This is a genomic window from Stappia sp. ABD4_338 (genome assembly GCF_056312175.1).
The window spans coordinates 3146486-3164211 of the sequence record NZ_CM149982.1 but is presented as its reverse complement, the minus strand read 5'-3'; the positions used below and the strand labels follow the sequence as shown (position 1 = coordinate 3164211).

General features: G+C 65.9%; 14 protein-coding genes and 1 tRNA gene. 12 read left to right on the top strand and 3 right to left on the bottom strand.

Annotated features, from left to right (window positions below):
• Positions 1–175: 175 nt before the first annotated feature.
• The 7 genes from ACYX4S_RS14245 to ACYX4S_RS14215 all read left to right on the top strand — a co-directional run bounded on the left by ACYX4S_RS14245 (position 176) and on the right by ACYX4S_RS14215 (position 5534).
• On the top strand, positions 176–691 hold the full coding sequence (locus tag ACYX4S_RS14245) for a phasin (RefSeq protein WP_293721735.1): 516 nt from the start codon (positions 176–178) through the stop codon (positions 689–691).
• Positions 692–875: 184 nt separating this feature from the next.
• Positions 876–952, top strand: a tRNA-His gene (locus ACYX4S_RS14240).
• Between the two features lie 182 nt (positions 953–1134).
• Positions 1135–1548 (top strand): hypothetical protein, encoded by a 414-nt coding sequence (locus tag ACYX4S_RS14235; protein ID WP_476360661.1) that lies wholly within the window; start codon positions 1135–1137, stop codon positions 1546–1548.
• Positions 1549–1718: 170 nt separating this feature from the next.
• Entirely contained in the window at positions 1719–2141 is a 423-nt protein-coding gene (locus ACYX4S_RS14230; protein ID WP_476360660.1) for a helix-turn-helix domain-containing protein, read from the top strand.
• Positions 2142–2396: 255 nt separating this feature from the next.
• Positions 2397–2939 carry a GcrA family cell cycle regulator gene (locus ACYX4S_RS14225; protein WP_476360659.1) on the top strand — a complete coding sequence of 181 codons (543 nt, stop codon included), beginning with the start codon at positions 2397–2399 and terminating at the stop codon, positions 2937–2939.
• Between the two features lie 405 nt (positions 2940–3344).
• Positions 3345–3725: a hypothetical protein gene (locus ACYX4S_RS14220; protein ID WP_293721743.1), complete on the top strand. Its 381-nt coding sequence runs from the start codon at positions 3345–3347 to the stop codon at positions 3723–3725.
• Positions 3726–3863: 138 nt separating this feature from the next.
• Entirely contained in the window at positions 3864–5534 is a 1671-nt protein-coding gene (locus ACYX4S_RS14215) for a thiamine pyrophosphate-binding protein (protein WP_476360658.1), read from the top strand.
• A gap of 49 nt (positions 5535–5583) precedes the next feature.
• On the opposite strand, the gene ACYX4S_RS14210 is transcribed toward ACYX4S_RS14215, so the two are convergent.
• The 3 genes from ACYX4S_RS14210 to ACYX4S_RS14200 form a co-directional block, all read right to left on the bottom strand.
• The gene (locus ACYX4S_RS14210; protein WP_476360657.1) at positions 5584–8313 is read right to left on the bottom strand and encodes a bifunctional acetate--CoA ligase family protein/GNAT family N-acetyltransferase; all 2730 of its coding nucleotides are present in this window, start codon (positions 8311–8313) and stop codon (positions 5584–5586) included.
• Between the two features lie 221 nt (positions 8314–8534).
• Positions 8535–9362: a universal stress protein gene (locus ACYX4S_RS14205; RefSeq protein WP_293721749.1), complete on the bottom strand. Its 828-nt coding sequence runs from the start codon at positions 9360–9362 to the stop codon at positions 8535–8537.
• A gap of 212 nt (positions 9363–9574) precedes the next feature.
• The gene (locus ACYX4S_RS14200; protein WP_476360656.1) at positions 9575–10729 is read right to left on the bottom strand and encodes an acyl-CoA dehydrogenase family protein; all 1155 of its coding nucleotides are present in this window, start codon (positions 10727–10729) and stop codon (positions 9575–9577) included.
• Positions 10730–10782: 53 nt separating this feature from the next.
• On the opposite strand from ACYX4S_RS14200, the gene ACYX4S_RS14195 reads away from it, so the two are divergent.
• The 5 genes from ACYX4S_RS14195 to ACYX4S_RS14175 all read left to right on the top strand — a co-directional run bounded on the left by ACYX4S_RS14195 (position 10783) and on the right by ACYX4S_RS14175 (position 17600).
• Positions 10783–12660, top strand: coding sequence for a sensor histidine kinase (locus ACYX4S_RS14195; RefSeq protein ID WP_476360655.1), 1878 nt, complete (start codon positions 10783–10785; stop codon positions 12658–12660).
• The gene (locus tag ACYX4S_RS14190) at positions 12657–14081 is read left to right on the top strand and encodes a sigma-54-dependent transcriptional regulator (RefSeq protein ID WP_476360654.1); all 1425 of its coding nucleotides are present in this window, start codon (positions 12657–12659) and stop codon (positions 14079–14081) included. The genes ACYX4S_RS14195 and ACYX4S_RS14190 overlap by 4 nt, the downstream gene beginning before the upstream one ends.
• A gap of 271 nt (positions 14082–14352) precedes the next feature.
• Positions 14353–15363, top strand: coding sequence for a C4-dicarboxylate TRAP transporter substrate-binding protein (locus ACYX4S_RS14185; protein ID WP_476360653.1), 1011 nt, complete (start codon positions 14353–14355; stop codon positions 15361–15363).
• 195 nt (positions 15364–15558) lie between these two features.
• Complete coding sequence (locus tag ACYX4S_RS14180; protein WP_422067951.1) at positions 15559–16236, top strand: TRAP transporter small permease subunit; 678 nt, start codon at positions 15559–15561, stop codon at positions 16234–16236.
• Entirely contained in the window at positions 16233–17600 is a 1368-nt protein-coding gene (locus ACYX4S_RS14175) for a TRAP transporter large permease (protein WP_422067952.1), read from the top strand. The genes ACYX4S_RS14180 and ACYX4S_RS14175 overlap by 4 nt, the downstream gene beginning before the upstream one ends.
• The last annotated feature ends 126 nt before the right edge of the window (positions 17601–17726 follow it).

Genomic DNA, 17726 nt, shown 5'->3' with positions numbered 1-17726 from the left:
CCCGATCTTTTTGTGCGTCGCAATAATTATGTTGCAATGCACAAGAGGTGCTCCTATATTGGAAGTCGTACAACGGCGATCGGAGCATGTGTTGCTTGGCGATCGCACGACCTCTTCCCGCACCGCCGGGCAGGCCCCTGCCGGGCGGTCTGGAGCGGAACAAGGAGTTGCAAGCATGACCGAGACGCAGACCAAGACCGCCGCGCCGAAAGCACCGCGCGCCAAGACCACCAAGACCGCTGACGAGACTGTCGTCGCGTTCCCGAATTTCGAGGCTTTTGCCATGCCGAAGATGGAAATCCCCGCCGCCACCCGCGAGATGGCCGAGAAGGGCATCGAGCAGGCGCGTGAGACCTACGCACGCATGAAGACCATGGCCGAGGACGCCACGGACATGATGGAAGACAGCTTCGAGACCAGCCGTCGCGGTGTTCTCGACCTGAACCACAAGGCCCTCGACGCCGCCAAGGCCAACTCCGACGCGACCTTCCAGTTCGCGAAGGACCTGTTCGAGGTGAAGTCGCTGGCCGAGGCGATCGAGCTGCAGACCGGCTTCATCCGCAGCCAGTTCGACGCCTTCACGGCGCAGGCCAAGGACATGCAGGAGCTTGCCACCAAGCTCTCCGGCGAGGTGTCGGACACGGTCAAGGGCGCCGTCGAGAAGGCGTCCAAGGACTTCAAGGTCGCGTAAATCGCGCCCTGAACACAGCACCTGTGAAGGGGCCCGCCGCGAGACCGTGGCGGGCCCCTTCGCGCTTGGCGGTTTGTGGTGTCGCGCCCGCTTTCCCTCACCTGTGGACGAGCGTGGGCGCGGCGTGTCGCGGGCTCTTGCATTCCCGCTGAATTGGCACTAGGTTCCGCCACCGAATTGACGTGCAGACGTAGCTCAGTTGGTTAGAGCGTCGGATTGTGGCTCCGAAGGTCGTTGGTTCAACTCCAACCGTCTGTACCATTCGCCTCCTTCCTGAAAATCAACCTCGGTGACAAGCGCTCTTCGCGGTCCATCGCGATAGCTGACACCTCTCCTGCGTTCCCTGCGCGGCACGTTGCGTGTTGTGTGCCCTTCGGGCAGTCTTGTGGAAGGGCTGCGCGGGAGGCGTGCCCGCGAGGTCTGAACGGGAGCGGTCGGGAGCGGTGCCCAGAAAACGACAGGAACCGCAGTCAGGCGGTCCGTCGGGATGCGGAGGAGCTTCCTTCCGCACGCGCCGTCTGCTCGAAAGCTATTTCGACCTGACACTCCAGATCCAGGATCACCTCGGCATCGAGGATGTCTCCGATGTGCTCATGCTTGTGCTCATCGGTATCGCCGATCTGCGCGGCGCACCCATGGATGCCGAACTCCTCGCCGAGAAGCTCCTTTCCTCCCGTTCGACCGTGGAGCGTCGGCTGCGCTCCTATCTGACGTCGGGTCGCGTGCTCAAGGAGCGGCGCGGAAAGTCCGTCGTCTACCTTCTCTCCTTCGACCAGCACGAAAAGCCGGAGCCGGACATGAGCGTGGACATGGTTCGCTCCGTCATGGCCATGGTTCTCGACATTTCCAACGATTGACATGGCGTAACAACGCTGCTGCCAAAACATGTGGAAAACTGAAACAAGCATGGAATTACGTGCGAATCGAAAGCCGTGCCGATTCCCCGAATGCATGGGGCTGGCCAATAAGACCGAAAAATGGCGTACTTTTCGTCAAATTGACGAAGTTTGGGCGGAGGAACTGGGCCATGACGCTGGGAGATGGAACGCTTTCAACCGAGTCTCACCGTATTTTGAGAATTTACGAGATGTTTTTCGCGCTCATGTTCCGCTTTATGGAAGAGTATGGGGTGAAAGATCTCGGAAACTTGATGATAATAACAACTATTTCCATCGCGAATGCCAACCGTATACATCCAGATATCGAAACAATATCAGAGGAAACGGATATTCCGTACTCGACCGTCAGGAGGAAGGTCGAGAAATTGTGCGAAGATGGCGTCCTGATCTCGAAGAAAGAAGCGGGCAAGATCTATTTTTCGATATCCGATGATGTCGGTTTCGCTCATCCCGATCAGGGTGATGGAGATGTAAATAATATTTTCCAGAGAGACGTATTGGATGCGGTCGTAAAATCCCTTACCGCAATAATATTGGAAAGAAGTAAGTAAAAATCATTCTGAAAAATAGATTAAATTGACTTGTTAAACATTGATTAATTATATTCTACGCATACTCGATCACGACATCGAGCACGTGACCCGGAAGCAGATATAAAGCGACACCCCGGGTCGACCCATCGGCGATCTCGATCGCACAGTGAGGACGAAGCTTGGCATTGGGCCGCATTACCCTGCGGAACCAAACGGGACCCTTGTATCCGCGTCTCGGTCACTGGCCGGCTATAACAAGAAGCGAGGCAGACCATGTCTTGGAACCAGGAACGCGAAGATTTGCTCCGTAAGCTGTGGCTGCAGGGCTTGAGTGCCAGCCAGATCGCCTATGTCATGTCGGGTATCACGCGCAACGCAGTGATCGGCAAGGCTCATCGAATGGGGCTTCCCAAGCGTTCTCCGGCGACGAGCCAGCGTCCCAAGGTCCGCGTGCAGCGCGGAAAGCCCTCTCTTGCCTGCGTCGGCGGTCGTCCGTCCACCCGTCCCGACGTTCGGGAAGCTCCGGTGCGCGACGAATTTGCATTCGCTCTGGCGAAGGCCAATTTCGAGGCTGTTCAGGGTCCTCGCGATGCCAGCGAGCGCGTCACGCTGATGACGCTGACGAGCCGCACCTGCAAGTGGCCGATCGGTGATCCGGCGGATCCCGACTTCCACTTCTGCAGTGTGGATGCCGAAAGCGGCCGTTCCTACTGCGAGTTCCATCACCGCCTTGCCTATCGCGGCCAGCGCCGCCGGGCCGAGACGGTCGAGACCGCTCCGGCGCGCCAGGCGCGCATCGAAGCCATCGCGGTCTGACCGAACGCGACCGGGTCACATACCCGGTCGTATCCCCCCACGCATTGGGTCGAACGACGCTCGACCTCCCCCCTCCCGGGTCCTGCGTTGTTTGCCCCGGCGGGACCGGCTTGCCGGTCCCGCCTTTTTGTTTCCACGTGGCAGGGACCGGCTTGCCGGTCCCGCCTCTTTTTTGTCTCTCATGGCAGGGGTCGGCTAGCCGGTCCCATCCTTCCCGTTTCCGGCGCTGGGGCGTTTGCCGCGTCCTCTTGCGTCTGTCCCGTTGACCTTGCTCAATGTTTTCCTCCGCGCCTGTGTCAGGGTACCCTGAATGCGGTTCGTTCCTTCCCGGTGTGGCGGGAGTGAGCCGGACACAAGACGACAAGGGCCGGCTCGATCAGCCGGCGGCAAGGGAGTGAAGCCTTCATGAGCGATTCCGTGGACCTGAAGCTGATCCGGCTCAACCTCGCCCGGACGAAGGAGTTCCCCGGCGGCTCCGCGCGGCACGGATACGAGTTCACCGCCCCGCTCGACGCGGACGGGCACATCGATGCGGCAGCCTGGAAAAAGCTGCGCGAGAAGTGCCGCGTGCGCCGGTTCTGGGCGGACGAGGAGGAGGATATCGGCCACCTCATGCACCGGCCGGGCGGGTCCTGGGCGTTCCACTACGACATCGGTGGCGACGAGGATGACGAGGCCGGCTACCGGTTTGGAAGTCATGCCTTCAACGTCGGCGAGTATGTCTCGATCCGCGACGAGGATGGCGAACTCCACACGTTCCAGGTAGTCACCGTCCAGGACGTGTAGGCTCGCGCGGCAGGGCGTGCCGACCGTCCGGAGTCATTCCATTTCGGAATTGGTTGGCGATGTTCCCGGCTTTGCACGGGGCCTTTCCCGTCGCTATACCCGGATCAGTCAGTTTCTTGATGGATCGGGGTAATCGACATGGCCAACCGGGGTGAACGGCACAGCGGCACGGGCGGCGCGCTCATTGTGCGCGCGCTGGAGGAACTGGGCGCGGAGCGCGTGTTCTGCGTTCCGGGCGAAAGCTACCTGCCCGTGCTCGATGCGCTTCACGATGCCAGCATTCCGGTGACGCTGTGCCGCCAGGAAGGCGGCGCGGCCATGATGGCGGATGCCTGGGGGAAGATGACCGGCAAGCCCGGCATCTGCATGGTCACCCGAGGGCCCGGTGCCACCAATGCGGCCGCCGGCGTGCATGTGGCCCAGCAGGATTCCACGCCGATGATCCTCTTCGTCGGCCAGATCGAGACCGGAATGCGTGGCCGCGACGCCTTCCAGGAGGTGGACTACGTCCAGGTCTTCGGCTCGATCGCGAAGTGGGTCGCCGAGGTCGAGGATGCGGCCCGTATCCCGGAGATGATCGCCCGCGCCTATGCGATCGCCACCTCGGGCCGGCCGGGGCCGGTGGTGCTGGCATTGCCCGAGGATGTGCTGGCCGAGGTTGCGGAGGTCGCGAGCCTGTCCGCGCACCAGCCGCTTGAGACCCATCCCTCTCTTGCCCAGATGGCGGACCTGCAAAAGCGCCTGTGGGCCGCGAAACGTCCGCTGGCGATCCTGGGCGGCAGCCGCTGGAGCGAGCAGGCCCGCGCGGCCTTCACCCGCTTTGCCGAGCGTTTCCGGCTTCCCGTCGCCTGCTCCTTCCGCCGGCAGATGCTGTTCGACAACCTTCACGAGAACTACGCCGGCGACGTCGGCATCGGCATCAACCCGAAGCTTGCCGCACGGGTGCGCGAGGCGGATCTTCTGCTTCTCGTCGGCGGACGCATGTCGGAGATGCCGAGCCAGTCCTATGCGTTGCTCGACATTCCCCGGCCCGGTCAGACCCTCGTGCATGTTCATGCCGGTGCGGAGGAGCTTGGCCGCGTCTATCAGGCGGATCTGCCGGTCAACGCGACGCCGAACGGATTTTGTGCGGCGCTCGAGGCCGTGCAGCCGCCCAATGCCTGCCCGTGGGAAGGTGCCGTCGCCGAGGCCCACGCGGATTATCTCGTCTGGTCGGGCGCGCGGCCGAAGGTGCCGGGCGTGCTTCAGATGGCGGAGGTCATGGACTGGTTGGAGGGCAATCTTCCCGAGGACGCGATCCTGACCAATGGCGCGGGCAATTACGCCACCTGGGTGCATCGTTTCCACCGGTTCCGCAGGCTCAACACCCAGCTTGCGCCGACCAGCGGCTCCATGGGCTATGGCCTTCCGGCGGCGGTTGCCGGCAAGCTCAAGTATCCCGAGCGCGAGGTCGTGTGCTTTGCCGGAGACGGCTGCCTGCAGATGACCATGCAGGAGTTCGGCACCGCCTGCCAGGAGAAGGCGAACATCATCCTCGTGGTGGTGGACAACGGCATGTACGGCACCATCCGGATGCATCAGGAGCGCGAGTTCCCGGGGCGAGTCTCGGCGACAACCCTTGTGAACCCGGACTTCGCGGCCCTTGCGCGGGCCTATGGCGCCCATGCGGAAACGGTCGAGCGGGCGGAGGACTTCGGTCCGGCCTTCGAGCGGGCGCGGGCGTCCGGGACGCCGGCGCTCCTGCACCTCAAGCTCGACCCGGAAGCCATCACGCCGGTGCGCAGCCTGAGCGAGATCCGCGCCGGCTGAGGCCGCTTGGGGAGCGTGGGGCGCCTCCCGTCCGGCCTTTCCCATCACATCAGTCCGCGGCGGTGTGACCGGCCGCCACGGGCAGGGTTACCTCGGCGATCGACTCGTCGTCGGGCGAGGGATGCACGGAAAAGCCGAGCGCGCCGCACATGGCGAGCATGGTCGTGTTTTCCTTCAGAACCTCGCCCTTGATCGTGGCGATTCCGTCGGCGGCGGCATAGTCGATGATGAGCTGCATCAGCGCCCAGCCCAGCCCTTTGCCCTTCAGGCCTGACTGCACGATGATCGCGTACTCGCCGGTCTGGTGGTCCGGATCGGCGTGCAGGCGCACGACGCCGAGGATCTCGCCGCTCGCCGGATCCGACGCGGCGAAGGCCATGGCGCGCGCATAGTCGAGTTGCACCAGGCGGGCCATGAACGCGTGGCTGAACTCCTTGACGGGCGCGAAGAAACGAAGACGGAGGTCCTCGGGCGTCACCTTTTCCTCGAAGAAGCGGCGATAGCGGTCCTCGTCCTCGGGCTTCACCGGCGACACCTTGACCGTGCTGCCGTCCTTGAGCGTGAGCATCCGCTCCCATTCCTGCGGATAGGGCAGGACGGCAAGCCGCGAGCGTCCGCTACGGCCCGGATGCACGACCGGCTCGGCGACGGCGATGCGTCCGTCGAGAGCCAGTGCGCCGCGGTGGTCGGCGGCCAGCGGGTTGAGGTCCATCTCGCGGATCTCGGGAATGTCGATGGCGATTTGCGACACCTTCACCAGCGTGAGGGCGATGGCATGCATGTCGGCGCGCGGACGGTCGCGAAACCCCTCCAGCAGGCGGCTGACCCGCGTTCGGCGAATGAGCGCCTCGGCAAGGTTGAGGTCGAGCGGGGGGAGGGCAAGGGCCACGTCTCCCATGACCTCGACCCCCGTTCCGCCGTGGCCGAAGGCGATGACGGGGCCGAAGGTCGCATCGTCCGCGAGACCGATGAAGATCTCGCTCGCATGGGCGTGGCGCACCATGGGTTGAAGCACGATGCCCGTGACCCGGGCTTGCGGGTGGGTCGTCGCGATGCGGGCCAGCAGGTCGCCGGCCGCGGCCTCCACGGCCTCGGGCGTGGTCAGGTCGAGCACCACGCCACCCACGTCGGACTTGAAGGGCAACTCGGGCGAGACGAGTTTCAGCGCCAACCGGCCCGCGGCCGGCAGCATCTCGGCGGCAACCGCGGCGGCCTGTGCCGGGTCGCTGGCGAAACGGCTTTCCACCTGCGCGATGTCGTAGGCGGCAAGCACCTTGCGCACGTCGGGTGGCGTCAGCCAGGTCTCGCCACGGTCCAGGGTCGCGCGAACGACGGCGCGCGCGCTTTCCACATCGGGTGAAAAATCGGTGGGCAGGCTGGGCGGAGCGGCCATGAGCTGGTCGCGGGCTTCCGCATAGCGTGCCAGATGCATGAAGGCGCGAACGGATTCCGACGCGGTGCCGTGGCAGGGCACGCGGGCCGCGTCCAGCGCCTTGCGGGGAAGGGGTGCGCCGGCGGTCAATGCCACGAGCAACGGCTTGCGTCGCGCATGTCCGCCCCGCCCTGGCGTGGCCAGCGAGGCGAGCGCGTTTGCCGTTTCGCTCATGTCCACGAAGGGGGAGGGGGCGACGACCGTCAGAACCGCGTCGACGTTCCTGTCACCTAGCATCGTCGAGGCCGCACTCGCATAGCGTTCGGAGGGGGCGGTCTCGTCGAGCGTGAGCGGATTGGCCTCCGTAAGGCCCGGCCTTTGCAGGGACGCGAGTGCCCCGGTGGTTTCCTCGGACAGGCTGGCGAGTTCGCCGCCGAGCCGCTTGAGATGGTCGCCGGCGAGTGTCGCGAGGGAGCCGCCCGTGGCGACGATGCCGAGCCGCCGTCCCGTGACGGGCTTGAGCCGGCTCACGGTCTCCGCCGCCTCGAACATCTCGTCCAGCGTGTCGACCCTGAGCACGCCGGCGCGGGCGAGCGCCGCATCGAAGACCGCGTCGGGGCGCGCGATGCGCCCTGCGTGGGTGATGCCGTCATGGGAGCGCTCACGGCTGGCGCCGGAGCGCAGCACCACCACCGGCTTGGACCGCGCCGCGGCCCGGGCGGCGGACAGGAACTTGCGCGGGTGCACGATGGTTTCGAGGTGCAGCAGAATCGCCCGGGTGCGGTAGTCGAGGGCGAACCAGTCGAGAAGGTCGGAGGCATCCACGTCCGAGCGCTGGCCGAGCGAGACGATGCCGGAGAATCCGGTTCCGTTCGCCCTGGCCCAGGAGAGCGTGGCGTTCACCACCGTGCCCGAACGGGCGACGAAGGCGAGGTCACCCGCTCCGGCCTCGCAGGCGCCCAGATGTGCGGCAAGCCGGCTTGCCGGTGCCGCGACCCCGAGGCTGCCCGGCCCCAGAAGGCGCAGAAGGTGAGGCCGCGCGGCCAGAAGGGCGGAACGTGAATCCTCCGCGCTCCACCGGTCGTAGCCGGCCGAAAGCGCAATCGCCGCACGGGTCCCGGCGGCACCGGCGGCGGAAACGAGAGAGGCCGCCTCGCCCGGAGCCCCGGTCAGGATCAGCAGGTCGGGAGGTGTCGCGAGATCCTCGATCGCGCGCGCGTGCGAGAACCGTTCGGGCATGTCGGCAAGATCGGACTCGCTGCCGCCAACGAGCGACAACGGCCCCGTGAAGCCGCTTTGTGCCAGCCGGTCGAGAAGGAGCTTCAGCGCGCCGCCGGGCAATCTGCTTGGCCCCGCGACGGCGATGGAGGTCGGACGAAACAGTCCTTCGAGGTTTCGGATCGTCACGGTGGGTCCTTTCCTTCCGCGGTCCATCCTCCCCGAAGTCTGTGTCAGCCTTGCGGTCGTTGCTACCCCGTTACGGCATTTCCCCGCCACGGGTGGTAGGCGGGACGCCGCCATCCCCCCGAACGGCGGCGTCCCCGTGCCTGTCGCATCCCCTCAGGATACCCCCCAGGCACGTTGGCTTGCGAAAAGGGCGCCGATACATGGCGCCCTTTCCGTCTGTGTCAGTGGGCCATCAGCACCGGTACGGTCATGGCCGCGAGAATCTCGCGCGTTGCGCCGCCGAACAGGAACTCGCGCATCCGCGAATGGCCGTAGCCGCCCATCGCAACGAGATCGATCGACTTGTCGGACACGTAGTTGAGGATCGCGTCGGCGACACCGCCGCTCGGGCGCGGAACCACGTCGATGGTCACGTCGAGGCCGTGACGGGCGAGATAGGTGGCGATGTCGCTGCCCGGCTCGCCGTGGGCACGCCGGCCGTTCTCGACGATCATCACGGTGACCTTGTCGGCCATCTGCAGCATCGGCATCGCCGCATGCACGGCGCGGCTCGCGGTCGGGCTGCCGTCCCAGGCGACCATGACGTTCTTCAGCGGAAGCTGCCCGCCGATATAGGGCACCATGAGAACCGGCACGCCGGACTCGAACAGGATCGATTCGATGAGCATCTCACGCATCGGCTCCGGCTCGTCCGGGTTTTCCTGGCCGACGACGACCAGATCCGTGAGCCGGCAATGGGCAAGCACCGTCTCCGCCGATCCGCCGGTGATCATCTCGGCGGTGCGCACTTCCGCCTTCACACCGGCCATGCGGGCCATGTCGTTGAAGGTCTTGCCCGCGTCCTGTGCGGCCTTGAGCGCCTGGTTGCGCGCCAGTTCGATGTAGTCGGCCGGCATGGGCGCCGCGACGAAGCCGGGAACGACCGGCTCGAAGGCAATGGTCAGGCCGGTGGCATGGGCGTCGCAGCGCGACGCGAAGTCCAGGGCCGCACGCGCCGCGTGCTGCTTGCCGGCAAGATCGACCAGCGTGAGAATGTCCTTGATTGCCATTGGGTAGTCCCTCCTTTGCGTGACACGGATCCGAAGCGTGTCCGCTGATCCGCTCACCGTTGAATGCAGGTTAGGCGGATCGGGATCACCGGTCCTTGACCGGAATCAAACGGGTTCGTTTCGCGTCGCTTCCAGTTAACGCAATGAAGGGCAAGGCATTCAATAGGTGGATTTCCCATGCCGTAGCGACAGTTTCGCCGTTCGTGCCGCTCTCACACCATCTTCATCGTCTCGCGGGCGATGATCAGGCGCTGGATCTCGGAGGTGCCCTCGTAGATCGTCGTGATGCGCGCGTCGCGTGCATGGCGCTCCAGCGGATAGTCCTGCACATAGCCGGCTCCGCCGTGGAGCTGCAGCGCGGTGTAGGTTGCGCGCTGGGCCGCCTCGGAGGCAAACAGCTTGGCCATGGAGGCCTCGCGGGCGAAGGGCTTGCCCTGATCCTTGAGGGCGGCGGCCTGCAGGATCAGCAGGCGGGCGGCCTCGAGCTCCGTCTCCCGGTCGGCGATCATCCACTGGATGCCCTGCATGTCGGCGATCGCCCGGCCGAACTGGCGACGCTCCTTCACGAAGGCCTTGGCCCGCTCCATCGCCGCGCGGGCGATGCCGAGCGCGAGGGAGGCGACACCGATGCGGCCCCCGGCGAGCTCTCCAACGGCGATGCGGAAGCCGTCGTTCAGCTTGCCCATGACCGCGCTCGCGGGCACGCGGCAGTTCTGGAACAGCACCTCGTTGGTCGCCGATCCGGTCTGCCCCATTTTCTTTTCCGCCTTGCCGATGACCAGGCCCGGCGTGCCGGCTTCCACCAGGAAGCAGGTGATGCCCTTGCCCTGCGGTGCGTCCGGATCCGTCACCGCCCAGACCACGAAGATGCCCGCGTATTCGGCCGAGGTGATGTAGAGCTTGGCGCCGTCGAGCACGTAGGAGTCACCGTCGGCGACGGCGCGCGTGCGCATGGAAGCCGGGTCGGATCCCGCTCCGGCCTCCGTCAGGCAGAAGGCGCCGGCGGGATAGTCGCCTCCGGTCAGGCGCGGCAGATAGGTCTCGCGCTGCGTGTCGGAGCCGACCGCCTGGATCACTTCCGCGACCATGTTGGAGACCGACACGGTGACGCCCGTCGATGCGCAGGCGCGGGCGATCTCCTCCACCGCCAGCGCGAATGCGACGGTTCCGGCACCCGTTCCGCCATAATTGGGAGAGACATTCAGCCCCATGAAGCCGTTTTCGGCCAGAAGCCCGAGATTGGACAGGAAGGCCTCGCGGCCCTCGCCCCGGTCGAGCGTTTCGGCAAGCGGTTCGATCCGGTCGGCGGCAAGCTTTCGTGCCGTGTCCCGAATGAGATACTCTTCCTCGCTGAGGGCAAAATCCATCCCGTCCTCCCAATCATCTTTCAGCCGGATCCCGAGGGGCGCTGGACACGGTTATGGCAAGGAATACGGCCTCTGGCGAGGCTTCTTCGGGCGTGTCGCCATCCACCACCGTTGCGGAAGGCGGTGACGTGCCCTCGGGCCTATGGAGGTCACTGGCACGCTGGAGCCTGTTCCTGCTCCCCGTTGCCGGGCTTCTCGTCCTTGCCATGCTTGTCGCCGGCCTCGTCGAGAGGGATGCGGTCGAGGAGGGCGAACTGCGGGCGCGGGAACGCCTCTCCCTTTATCGCGAGACCGTGCTGCGCGAACTGGAGAAGTTTCGCTATCTACCGCATGTGCTGGCCCGCGATCCGCGCGCGGCGGCGGTGATCGAGGATCCCGCCATGATGCTTGCGTCGAGCCGCTTCCTCAAGGACATGGCGGCGACCACCGGTGCCGACGCGCTCTACGTGATGAACGAGGAAGGTCTTACGGTCGCGGCGAGCAACTACGACAGTCTCGGCTCCTTCGTCGGGCGCAACTACTCCTTCCGTCCCTATTTCAGCGCGGCGCTGGACGATGAACTCGGCCAGTTCTACGCGGTCGGCGCGACGACGGGAAAGCCGGGCTTCTTCTTCGCCCGCGCCACGCCGCCCGGTGAGGGGCCGCGCGGGGTCTTCGTGGTCAAGGTGGATCTCGCCGGTCTCCAGCAGAGCTGGCGTGACGCGGGCGAGACGGTCTTCCTCACCGATCGCAACGGGGTGATTTTCCTCGGCACCCGGCCCGACTGGCTCTACTCCTCCCTTGAGCCCCTCTCGGACATGGTGGTGGCCGCGATCCGTTCGAACCGCCAGTACGGCGGCGTCCCGCTGCCGAGCCTTCAGGACGGGCCGGCGGACGCGGAGGTGCTCTCCCTCGATGGCGAGGCCTGGCGCCAGGGGCAGCTCAAGGTCGGCGTGCTGGGGTGGACCGTGCACTATCTCACGCCCGAGGCGCGGCTTCACGCCGGTCGCGACATTGTCTGGCTGTCGGCCGTGGCCCTGATCCTCCTTTACGCTCTGGTGTTTCTGCTCCTGCGCAGCCGCGCGCTCGGGCGTGCGACCCGCAGGCTGCAACGTCACGCGGCCGACCTGCGCGGTCTGAACCGCCGCCTGAGCGCGGAGATCGAGGAGCGCCGTCGCGTGGAGCGGGAGTTGCGCGAAACGCAGGCCGGTCTCGCGCGTGCGAGCCGCCTCGCGGCCGTCGGCGAGATGTCGGCGGCGGTCGCGCATGAACTCAACCAGCCGCTGGCCGCGCTCGGCATGTTCGTGTCCGGGGCGCGGCTGTTCGAGGAACGTGGCGATGGGGAGGGGCTGCGCGAGAACCTGGACGAGATCGATGCGCTGCGCCACCGCATGGCGACGCTGACGCAGGAACTCAAGCGGTTCGCCCGACCCGGTGAATCCCGCATCGAGAATGTGGATCTGCGCGAGTGTCTCAAGACGAGCGCCAAACTGCTGCGTCCGCGCGTGGAGGAAACCGGCACGTCCCTCGCGCTGCATCTTCCCGGCGAGGCGGTGGTTGCGTCCACCGCGCCGCTGCGGCTCGAGCAGGTGCTGGTGAATCTTCTGCGCAATGCCGTCGACGCCTGTCAGGCTGCCCCGTCGCCGCGTGTTGAGGGGAGGCTGGGCCGCGAGGACGGATTTGCGGTGATCCGCATCTCCGACAATGGCCTCGGCGTGCCGGAGGACCTGCGCGACCGTATCTTCGAGCCGTTTTTCTCCACCAAGCCCGCGTCCGGCGGACTGGGTCTGGGCCTTGCGATTTCGGCGCGGATCGTCGAAGACCTTGGCGGAACGCTGACGATCGGCACCGGGGAGGACGGTGGCGCCTGCTTCGTGCTCCGCGTGCCGCTGGAGGTGGAGCAGCGACAGGCGGTGTCTGAAGCGCGTGCGGAGGAATGCGGGGAGACATGAACAGGGCAACCGCGAAGCAGGATCGAGCGGGTACGGAGACGCCCGGGGGTCCGGGCGGCGAGGGAGAGCCGCGTCCTCCCGTTCTGGTCATAGACGATGATCCCGCCATGCGTGCGGGCCTGCGCCAGTGGATGCGTCTCGGTGGCTTCGAGCCGCTGGAGGCGGTCGACGCGGAAGGCGGGCTTGCCCATGTGAACGAGCGTTTTCCCGGCTGCATCGTCACCGACGTGCTGTTGCCGGGCATGAGCGGCGTGGAGCTCCTGCGCAAGGTGAAGGCGATAGATCCCGACCTTCCGGTGATCCTTCTGACCGGGCATGGCGATGTGCCCATGGCGGTGGAGGCCATGCGCGAGGGGGCTGCGGACTTCATCGAGAAGCCCTTCGATCCGGACGTGCTGGCCGCCGTCGTGCGCCGGTCCGCCGCGCACCGCCGCCTGGTTCTGGAAAACCGTGCCCTGTCGCGCAGGCTCGATGACATGGAGGGGCTCGAGGCGCGGCTGCTGGGCGAATGTGCCGAGATGCGGCGCCTGCGCGCCGAGATCAGCCACTACGCGGCGACCGACGCCTCGGTGATGGTGGTCGGCGAGACCGGAACCGGCAAGGAAGTGGTTGCCCGTGCCATTGCCGACCTGTCGCCCGTCCGCGAGGGGGCGTTCGTCGCGCTCAACTGTGCGGCCCTGCCCGAGAGCATGGTGGAGGCGGAACTCTTCGGCCACGAGGCGGGGGCCTTCACCGGCGCGGACCGCGAGCGCATGGGGCGTGTGGAGCAGGCGGACGGCGGCGTGCTGTTTCTCGACGAGATTTCCGCCATGCCCATGGCGTTGCAGCCCAAGCTGCTGCGCGTGCTTCAGGAGCGCGAGGTCGACCGCATCGGTGGCCGCGCGCCCGTTCCGGTCGACATTCGCGTCGTGAGCGCGGTGAACATCGAGCCGCGCGAGGCGGTCGAGCGGAACCTCCTGCGTCAGGACCTGCTTTACCGCCTAAACACGATCGAGCTTCGCATACCGCCCCTGCGTGAGCGCGGAGGCGATGCGCGCCTGCTCTTCGACAGTTTCGCCAACCGGTTCGGTGCCGACTACCGCATCGATCCGCCGCGGCTGTCGGCGGACGACGCGGAGGTCCTGGCGGCCTACCGCTGGCCGGGAAACGTGCGCGAGCTGCGCAACGCGGCCGAACGCTTCGTGCTGTCCTCCGCTCTCGAGCGTCCGAGCCTGCGGGCTCTCGTCACCGGTGGCGAGCCCGGCCGGGAGGCGCCCGCGCGTGGACGCCTCCGCGTCCTGATGGAAGACTACGAGCGGCGCGTCATCGCCGACGCGCTTGCCCGTCACGAGGGGCGCGTCATCGACGTGATGGCCGAACTCGACCTGCCGCGCCGCACCCTCAACGAGAAGATGAGCCGTCTGGGCCTGAGCCGTCCCTGATCGTCGGAAAACGAGATTTCGGCAAGATCTTGCCGATCGGCTCCGTTCGTTCAGCGGGATTCCGCTCACTTCGTTTGTTTTTCAGGGGAGCAACCGGTGCGTTGCCGCGGCGTTCCGCCGTCCGGACGGGGCGTGATGTATGGCACGTGGCTTGCTACTCTCTTGTCGGCCGTCATCCGGGAGGGATGACGCGTGTTGTTGTCTGGCCGTTCGGGGGAGATCGCGTCGCGCGAGACGGGACGCCCGGAGGGCTTTCTTGGGAGGACTTACCATGACCTTGCGTCGCAAGATGGTCGTGCTCGGCACGGCTGCCTGCCTTGGCCTCGGCTTTGCCGGCGAGGCTTTCGCGCTCGAGTGGAACGTGTCCGTGTGGGGCAAGCGCCGGGCCTTCACCGAGCACATCGAGAAGCTGGCCGAGCTGGTCAAGGAAAAGACCAACGGCGAATTCACGCTCAACCTCGCCTATGGCGAGGCCCTGTCGAAGTCGCGTGAGAACCTCGACGGCATTTCCATCGGCGCCTTCGAGATGGCGCAGTTCTGCGCGTCCTATCACACCGACAAGAACCCGACCCTGAGCGTTCTGGAGCTGCCGTTCCTGGGTGTTCCGGACCTTGAGACCCAGGTCGAGCTGGACCGTGCCGTCTACGCCCACCCGGCGGTGGAGAAGGACCTGGCGCGCTGGAACGCCAAGCTGATCATGTCCTCGCCGATGCCGCAGTACAATTTCGTCGGTAAGGGCGAGGCCCCGACCGAGGTGGCGGACTTCGATGGCATGCGCGTGCGCGCGCTCGGCGGCGTCGGCAAGGCGATGGAGACCATCGGTGCCGTTCCCACCACCGTGACGGCGTCCGAGACCTTCCAGGCGATCGATTCCGGCACGGTGCGGGCCGCGTCCTTCGCCCCGCACGCCCACCTTGCGTTCAAGACCGTCGAGGCGGGCAACTGGTGGACCACCAATCTGAACCCGGGCACCGTGAACTGCCCGGTGGTGGTCAACATGGACGCCTATGCGGCGCTTCCCGACAACTTCCGCGAGGCGCTTGATTCCTCCATCGAGCCGGCGATCGACCACTATCTGGCGACCTACGCCAAGGTCTACGACAAGTGGTATCCGACGCTCGAGGAGATGAACATCGAGCAGATCACCTTCCCCAAGGAGCAGCTCGACGCGTTCAAGGAGAAGGCGGGCAAGCCGCTCTGGGATGCCTGGGTCGCCGAGATGGATGCCAAGGGCATTCCGGGACAGGAACTTCTCGACCTGGTCCAGTCCAAGCTGAACTGAGTGCCGCGCCGGCTTCCGGCGCATGACGGCCGGCGTGCAATGCGCCGGCCGTCCCTCATCGGCCACACGGGCACCACCGCCTGACGGTGGGTACGCCCCTTACGCCGTGGCCGCGCCCGGCTGCCACGTCACTTGCGTCCGGATCCCTGTTTTTCCGCCCCGTCTCCCCGTCGAGCGGGCTGGTCGGAGTTCGTCATGACATCCACCTCCACGACGCGTGGACGGCCCGAGACCTACATTCGTTTTGACGGATGGCTGGGTCGGGTCGAAAACGCGTTCAATATTGTCGCGGCCGCCAGCATCCTGTTGCTGATGCTGCTTGCCGTCGCGCAAATCGTCGGGCGCAACGGTTTCGACATGCCGGTGCCCGGTTTCATCGACATCGCCGAGCAGGCGATGGCCGTCTTCGCCTTCATGGGCATTGCCTATTGCCAGCGCCTTGGCGGCCACATCCGCATGGAGCTCTTCCTCGGCAAGCTGTCCGGGCGCCCGCTCTGGATCGCCGAAACGCTTGGCGTGGTGCTGATCTGGCTGGTCGTCGCGACGCTGATCTACGGCTCCTGGTTCCACTTCATGCGCTCGTGGGAGCTGGGCGACAGCTCGATGGACATCGGCCTGCCGACCTGGCCCTCCAAGCTGGTGATCCCCGTGGCGCTCACCTTGCTGCTGCTGCGCCTCACCCTGCAGATCTACGGCTACCTGCGTCTCGTGCGTGATCCCGAGGCCGAGCCGATCGCCGTTCCCGTGCTGGCCGACATCGAGACCCAGGCGCGTCACGAGATCGAGGAAACCCTCGACGGTGACGAGGAGGACGGAAACGGCAGTGACACATCCGGCGGCAAACCCGGCAACACGGGAGGAGCACGCGGATGACCCCCTTTGAAATCGGCCTGATCATGTCCGGCGTTCTGCTGGTCCTGGTCGTTCTTGGAATGCGCGTCGCCTTTGCCGCGGCCTTCGTCGGCGTCGTCGGCCTGATCGCGATTTTCACCCAGAAGCTCGGTTTCGAGCGTGGTGTGGTCGTGGCGATCAAGATGGCGGGCACCATTCCGCATTCGAAATCGGTGACCTATTCCCTGTCGGTGCTGCCGACCTTCATCCTGATCGGCTTCCTGGCCTTCTACGCGGGGTTCACGCGGCAGCTCTTCGAGGCGGCAAAGCGCTGGCTCGGCTGGCTGCCGGGGGGCATGGCCGTGGGCACGGTCTTCGCCACCGCGGGCTTCGCCGCCGTTTCCGGTGCCTCGGTCGCCACGGCGGCCGTCTTCGCCCGCGTCGCGATCCCCGAGATGCTGGCGGTGGGCTACTCCAAGCGGCTCTCCTCGGCGGTCGTGGCCGCCGGCGGCACGCTGGCCTCGCTCATCCCGCCCTCGGCGATCCTGGTCATCTACGCGATCCTGGTGGAGCAGTCGGTCGCCAAGCTGCTGATCGCGGGCTTCCTGCCGGGCATTTTCTCCGCCGTTGTCTACGTCGCGATCATCGTCGGCATGGCCATGTGGAAGGGGGACGCTCCCCCGGTGCGCGGCTTCACCTGGAGCCAGCGTTTCGCCTCGATTCCGGGGACCCTGCCGATCGTCGCGGTGGTGGTGATCATCTTCGGCTCGCTCTACTTCGGCTACGCGACGCCGACGGAAGCGGGAGCGCTGGGCGCCTTCGTCGTGCTGATCTCCGCCTTCGTCAACGGAATGCGGGGCAAGCAGCTCTGGCAGGCCCTGCACGAAACCGCGAAGCTGACGGTCATGATCTTCACGCTCATCTGGGGCGTGTTGGTCTACGTCCGTTTCCTCGGCTTCGCCCAGCTTCCTGAGGCGTTCCGCGATTTCGTGGTGTCGCTGGAGTTCTCGCCCTGGCTGGTGCTCGTGCTCATCCTGTGCGCCTACGCGGTGCTGGGCATGTTCATGGACGCCATCGGCATGCTGATCCTGACGCTTCCGGTCGTCTATCCGGCCGTCATGGCGCTCAACGGAGGCGAAGGCGTTTCGGCCGTCGACAGCACCTTCGGCATGTCGGGCGAGCTTTGCGCGATCTGGTTCGGCATCCTGGTTGTGAAGATGGCGGAGCTTTGTCTCATAACGCCACCCATCGGCCTGAACTGCTTCGTGGTGGCGGGCGTTCGCGAGGACATCCCCGTGCAGGAAGTGTTTCGGGGCTGCACGCCGTTCTTCGTCGCCGACATCCTGACCATCGCGGGGCTGGTTGCCTTCCCGGCGATCGTGACCTTCCTGCCGTCGATCATGTGATGGCCCGGGGCCGGCGCGCCATGTGCCGGCCCCACCAACAATTCTCCGCTGCTCGTGAGCCCTCCTGAGCCGAAGTCCCGGCGCGGGCCACCTCCTCACAGCCCATCTCCGTAACTGCTTGCGAGA

Bases quoted from the DNA above. Each gene is read 5' to 3' on its own strand.
- ACYX4S_RS14195 (WP_476360655.1), top strand. From the start codon at position 10,783: ATGGCAAGGAATACGGCCTCTGGCGAGGCTTCTTCGGGCGTGTCGCCA.
- ACYX4S_RS14215 (WP_476360658.1), top strand. From the start codon at position 3,864: ATGGCCAACCGGGGTGAACGGCACAGCGGCACGGGCGGCGCGCTCATT.
- ACYX4S_RS14200 (WP_476360656.1), bottom strand. From the start codon at position 10,729: ATGGATTTTGCCCTCAGCGAGGAAGAGTATCTCATTCGGGACACGGCA.
- ACYX4S_RS14245 (WP_293721735.1), top strand. From the start codon at position 176: ATGACCGAGACGCAGACCAAGACCGCCGCGCCGAAAGCACCGCGCGCC.
- ACYX4S_RS14220 (WP_293721743.1), top strand. From the start codon at position 3,345: ATGAGCGATTCCGTGGACCTGAAGCTGATCCGGCTCAACCTCGCCCGG.
- ACYX4S_RS14225 (WP_476360659.1), top strand. From the start codon at position 2,397: ATGTCTTGGAACCAGGAACGCGAAGATTTGCTCCGTAAGCTGTGGCTG.
- ACYX4S_RS14175 (WP_422067952.1), top strand. From the start codon at position 16,233: ATGACCCCCTTTGAAATCGGCCTGATCATGTCCGGCGTTCTGCTGGTC.
- ACYX4S_RS14190 (WP_476360654.1), top strand. From the start codon at position 12,657: ATGAACAGGGCAACCGCGAAGCAGGATCGAGCGGGTACGGAGACGCCC.
- ACYX4S_RS14205 (WP_293721749.1), bottom strand. From the start codon at position 9,362: ATGGCAATCAAGGACATTCTCACGCTGGTCGATCTTGCCGGCAAGCAG.
- ACYX4S_RS14180 (WP_422067951.1), top strand. From the start codon at position 15,559: ATGACATCCACCTCCACGACGCGTGGACGGCCCGAGACCTACATTCGT.
- ACYX4S_RS14230 (WP_476360660.1), top strand. From the start codon at position 1,719: ATGACGCTGGGAGATGGAACGCTTTCAACCGAGTCTCACCGTATTTTG.
- ACYX4S_RS14185 (WP_476360653.1), top strand. From the start codon at position 14,353: ATGACCTTGCGTCGCAAGATGGTCGTGCTCGGCACGGCTGCCTGCCTT.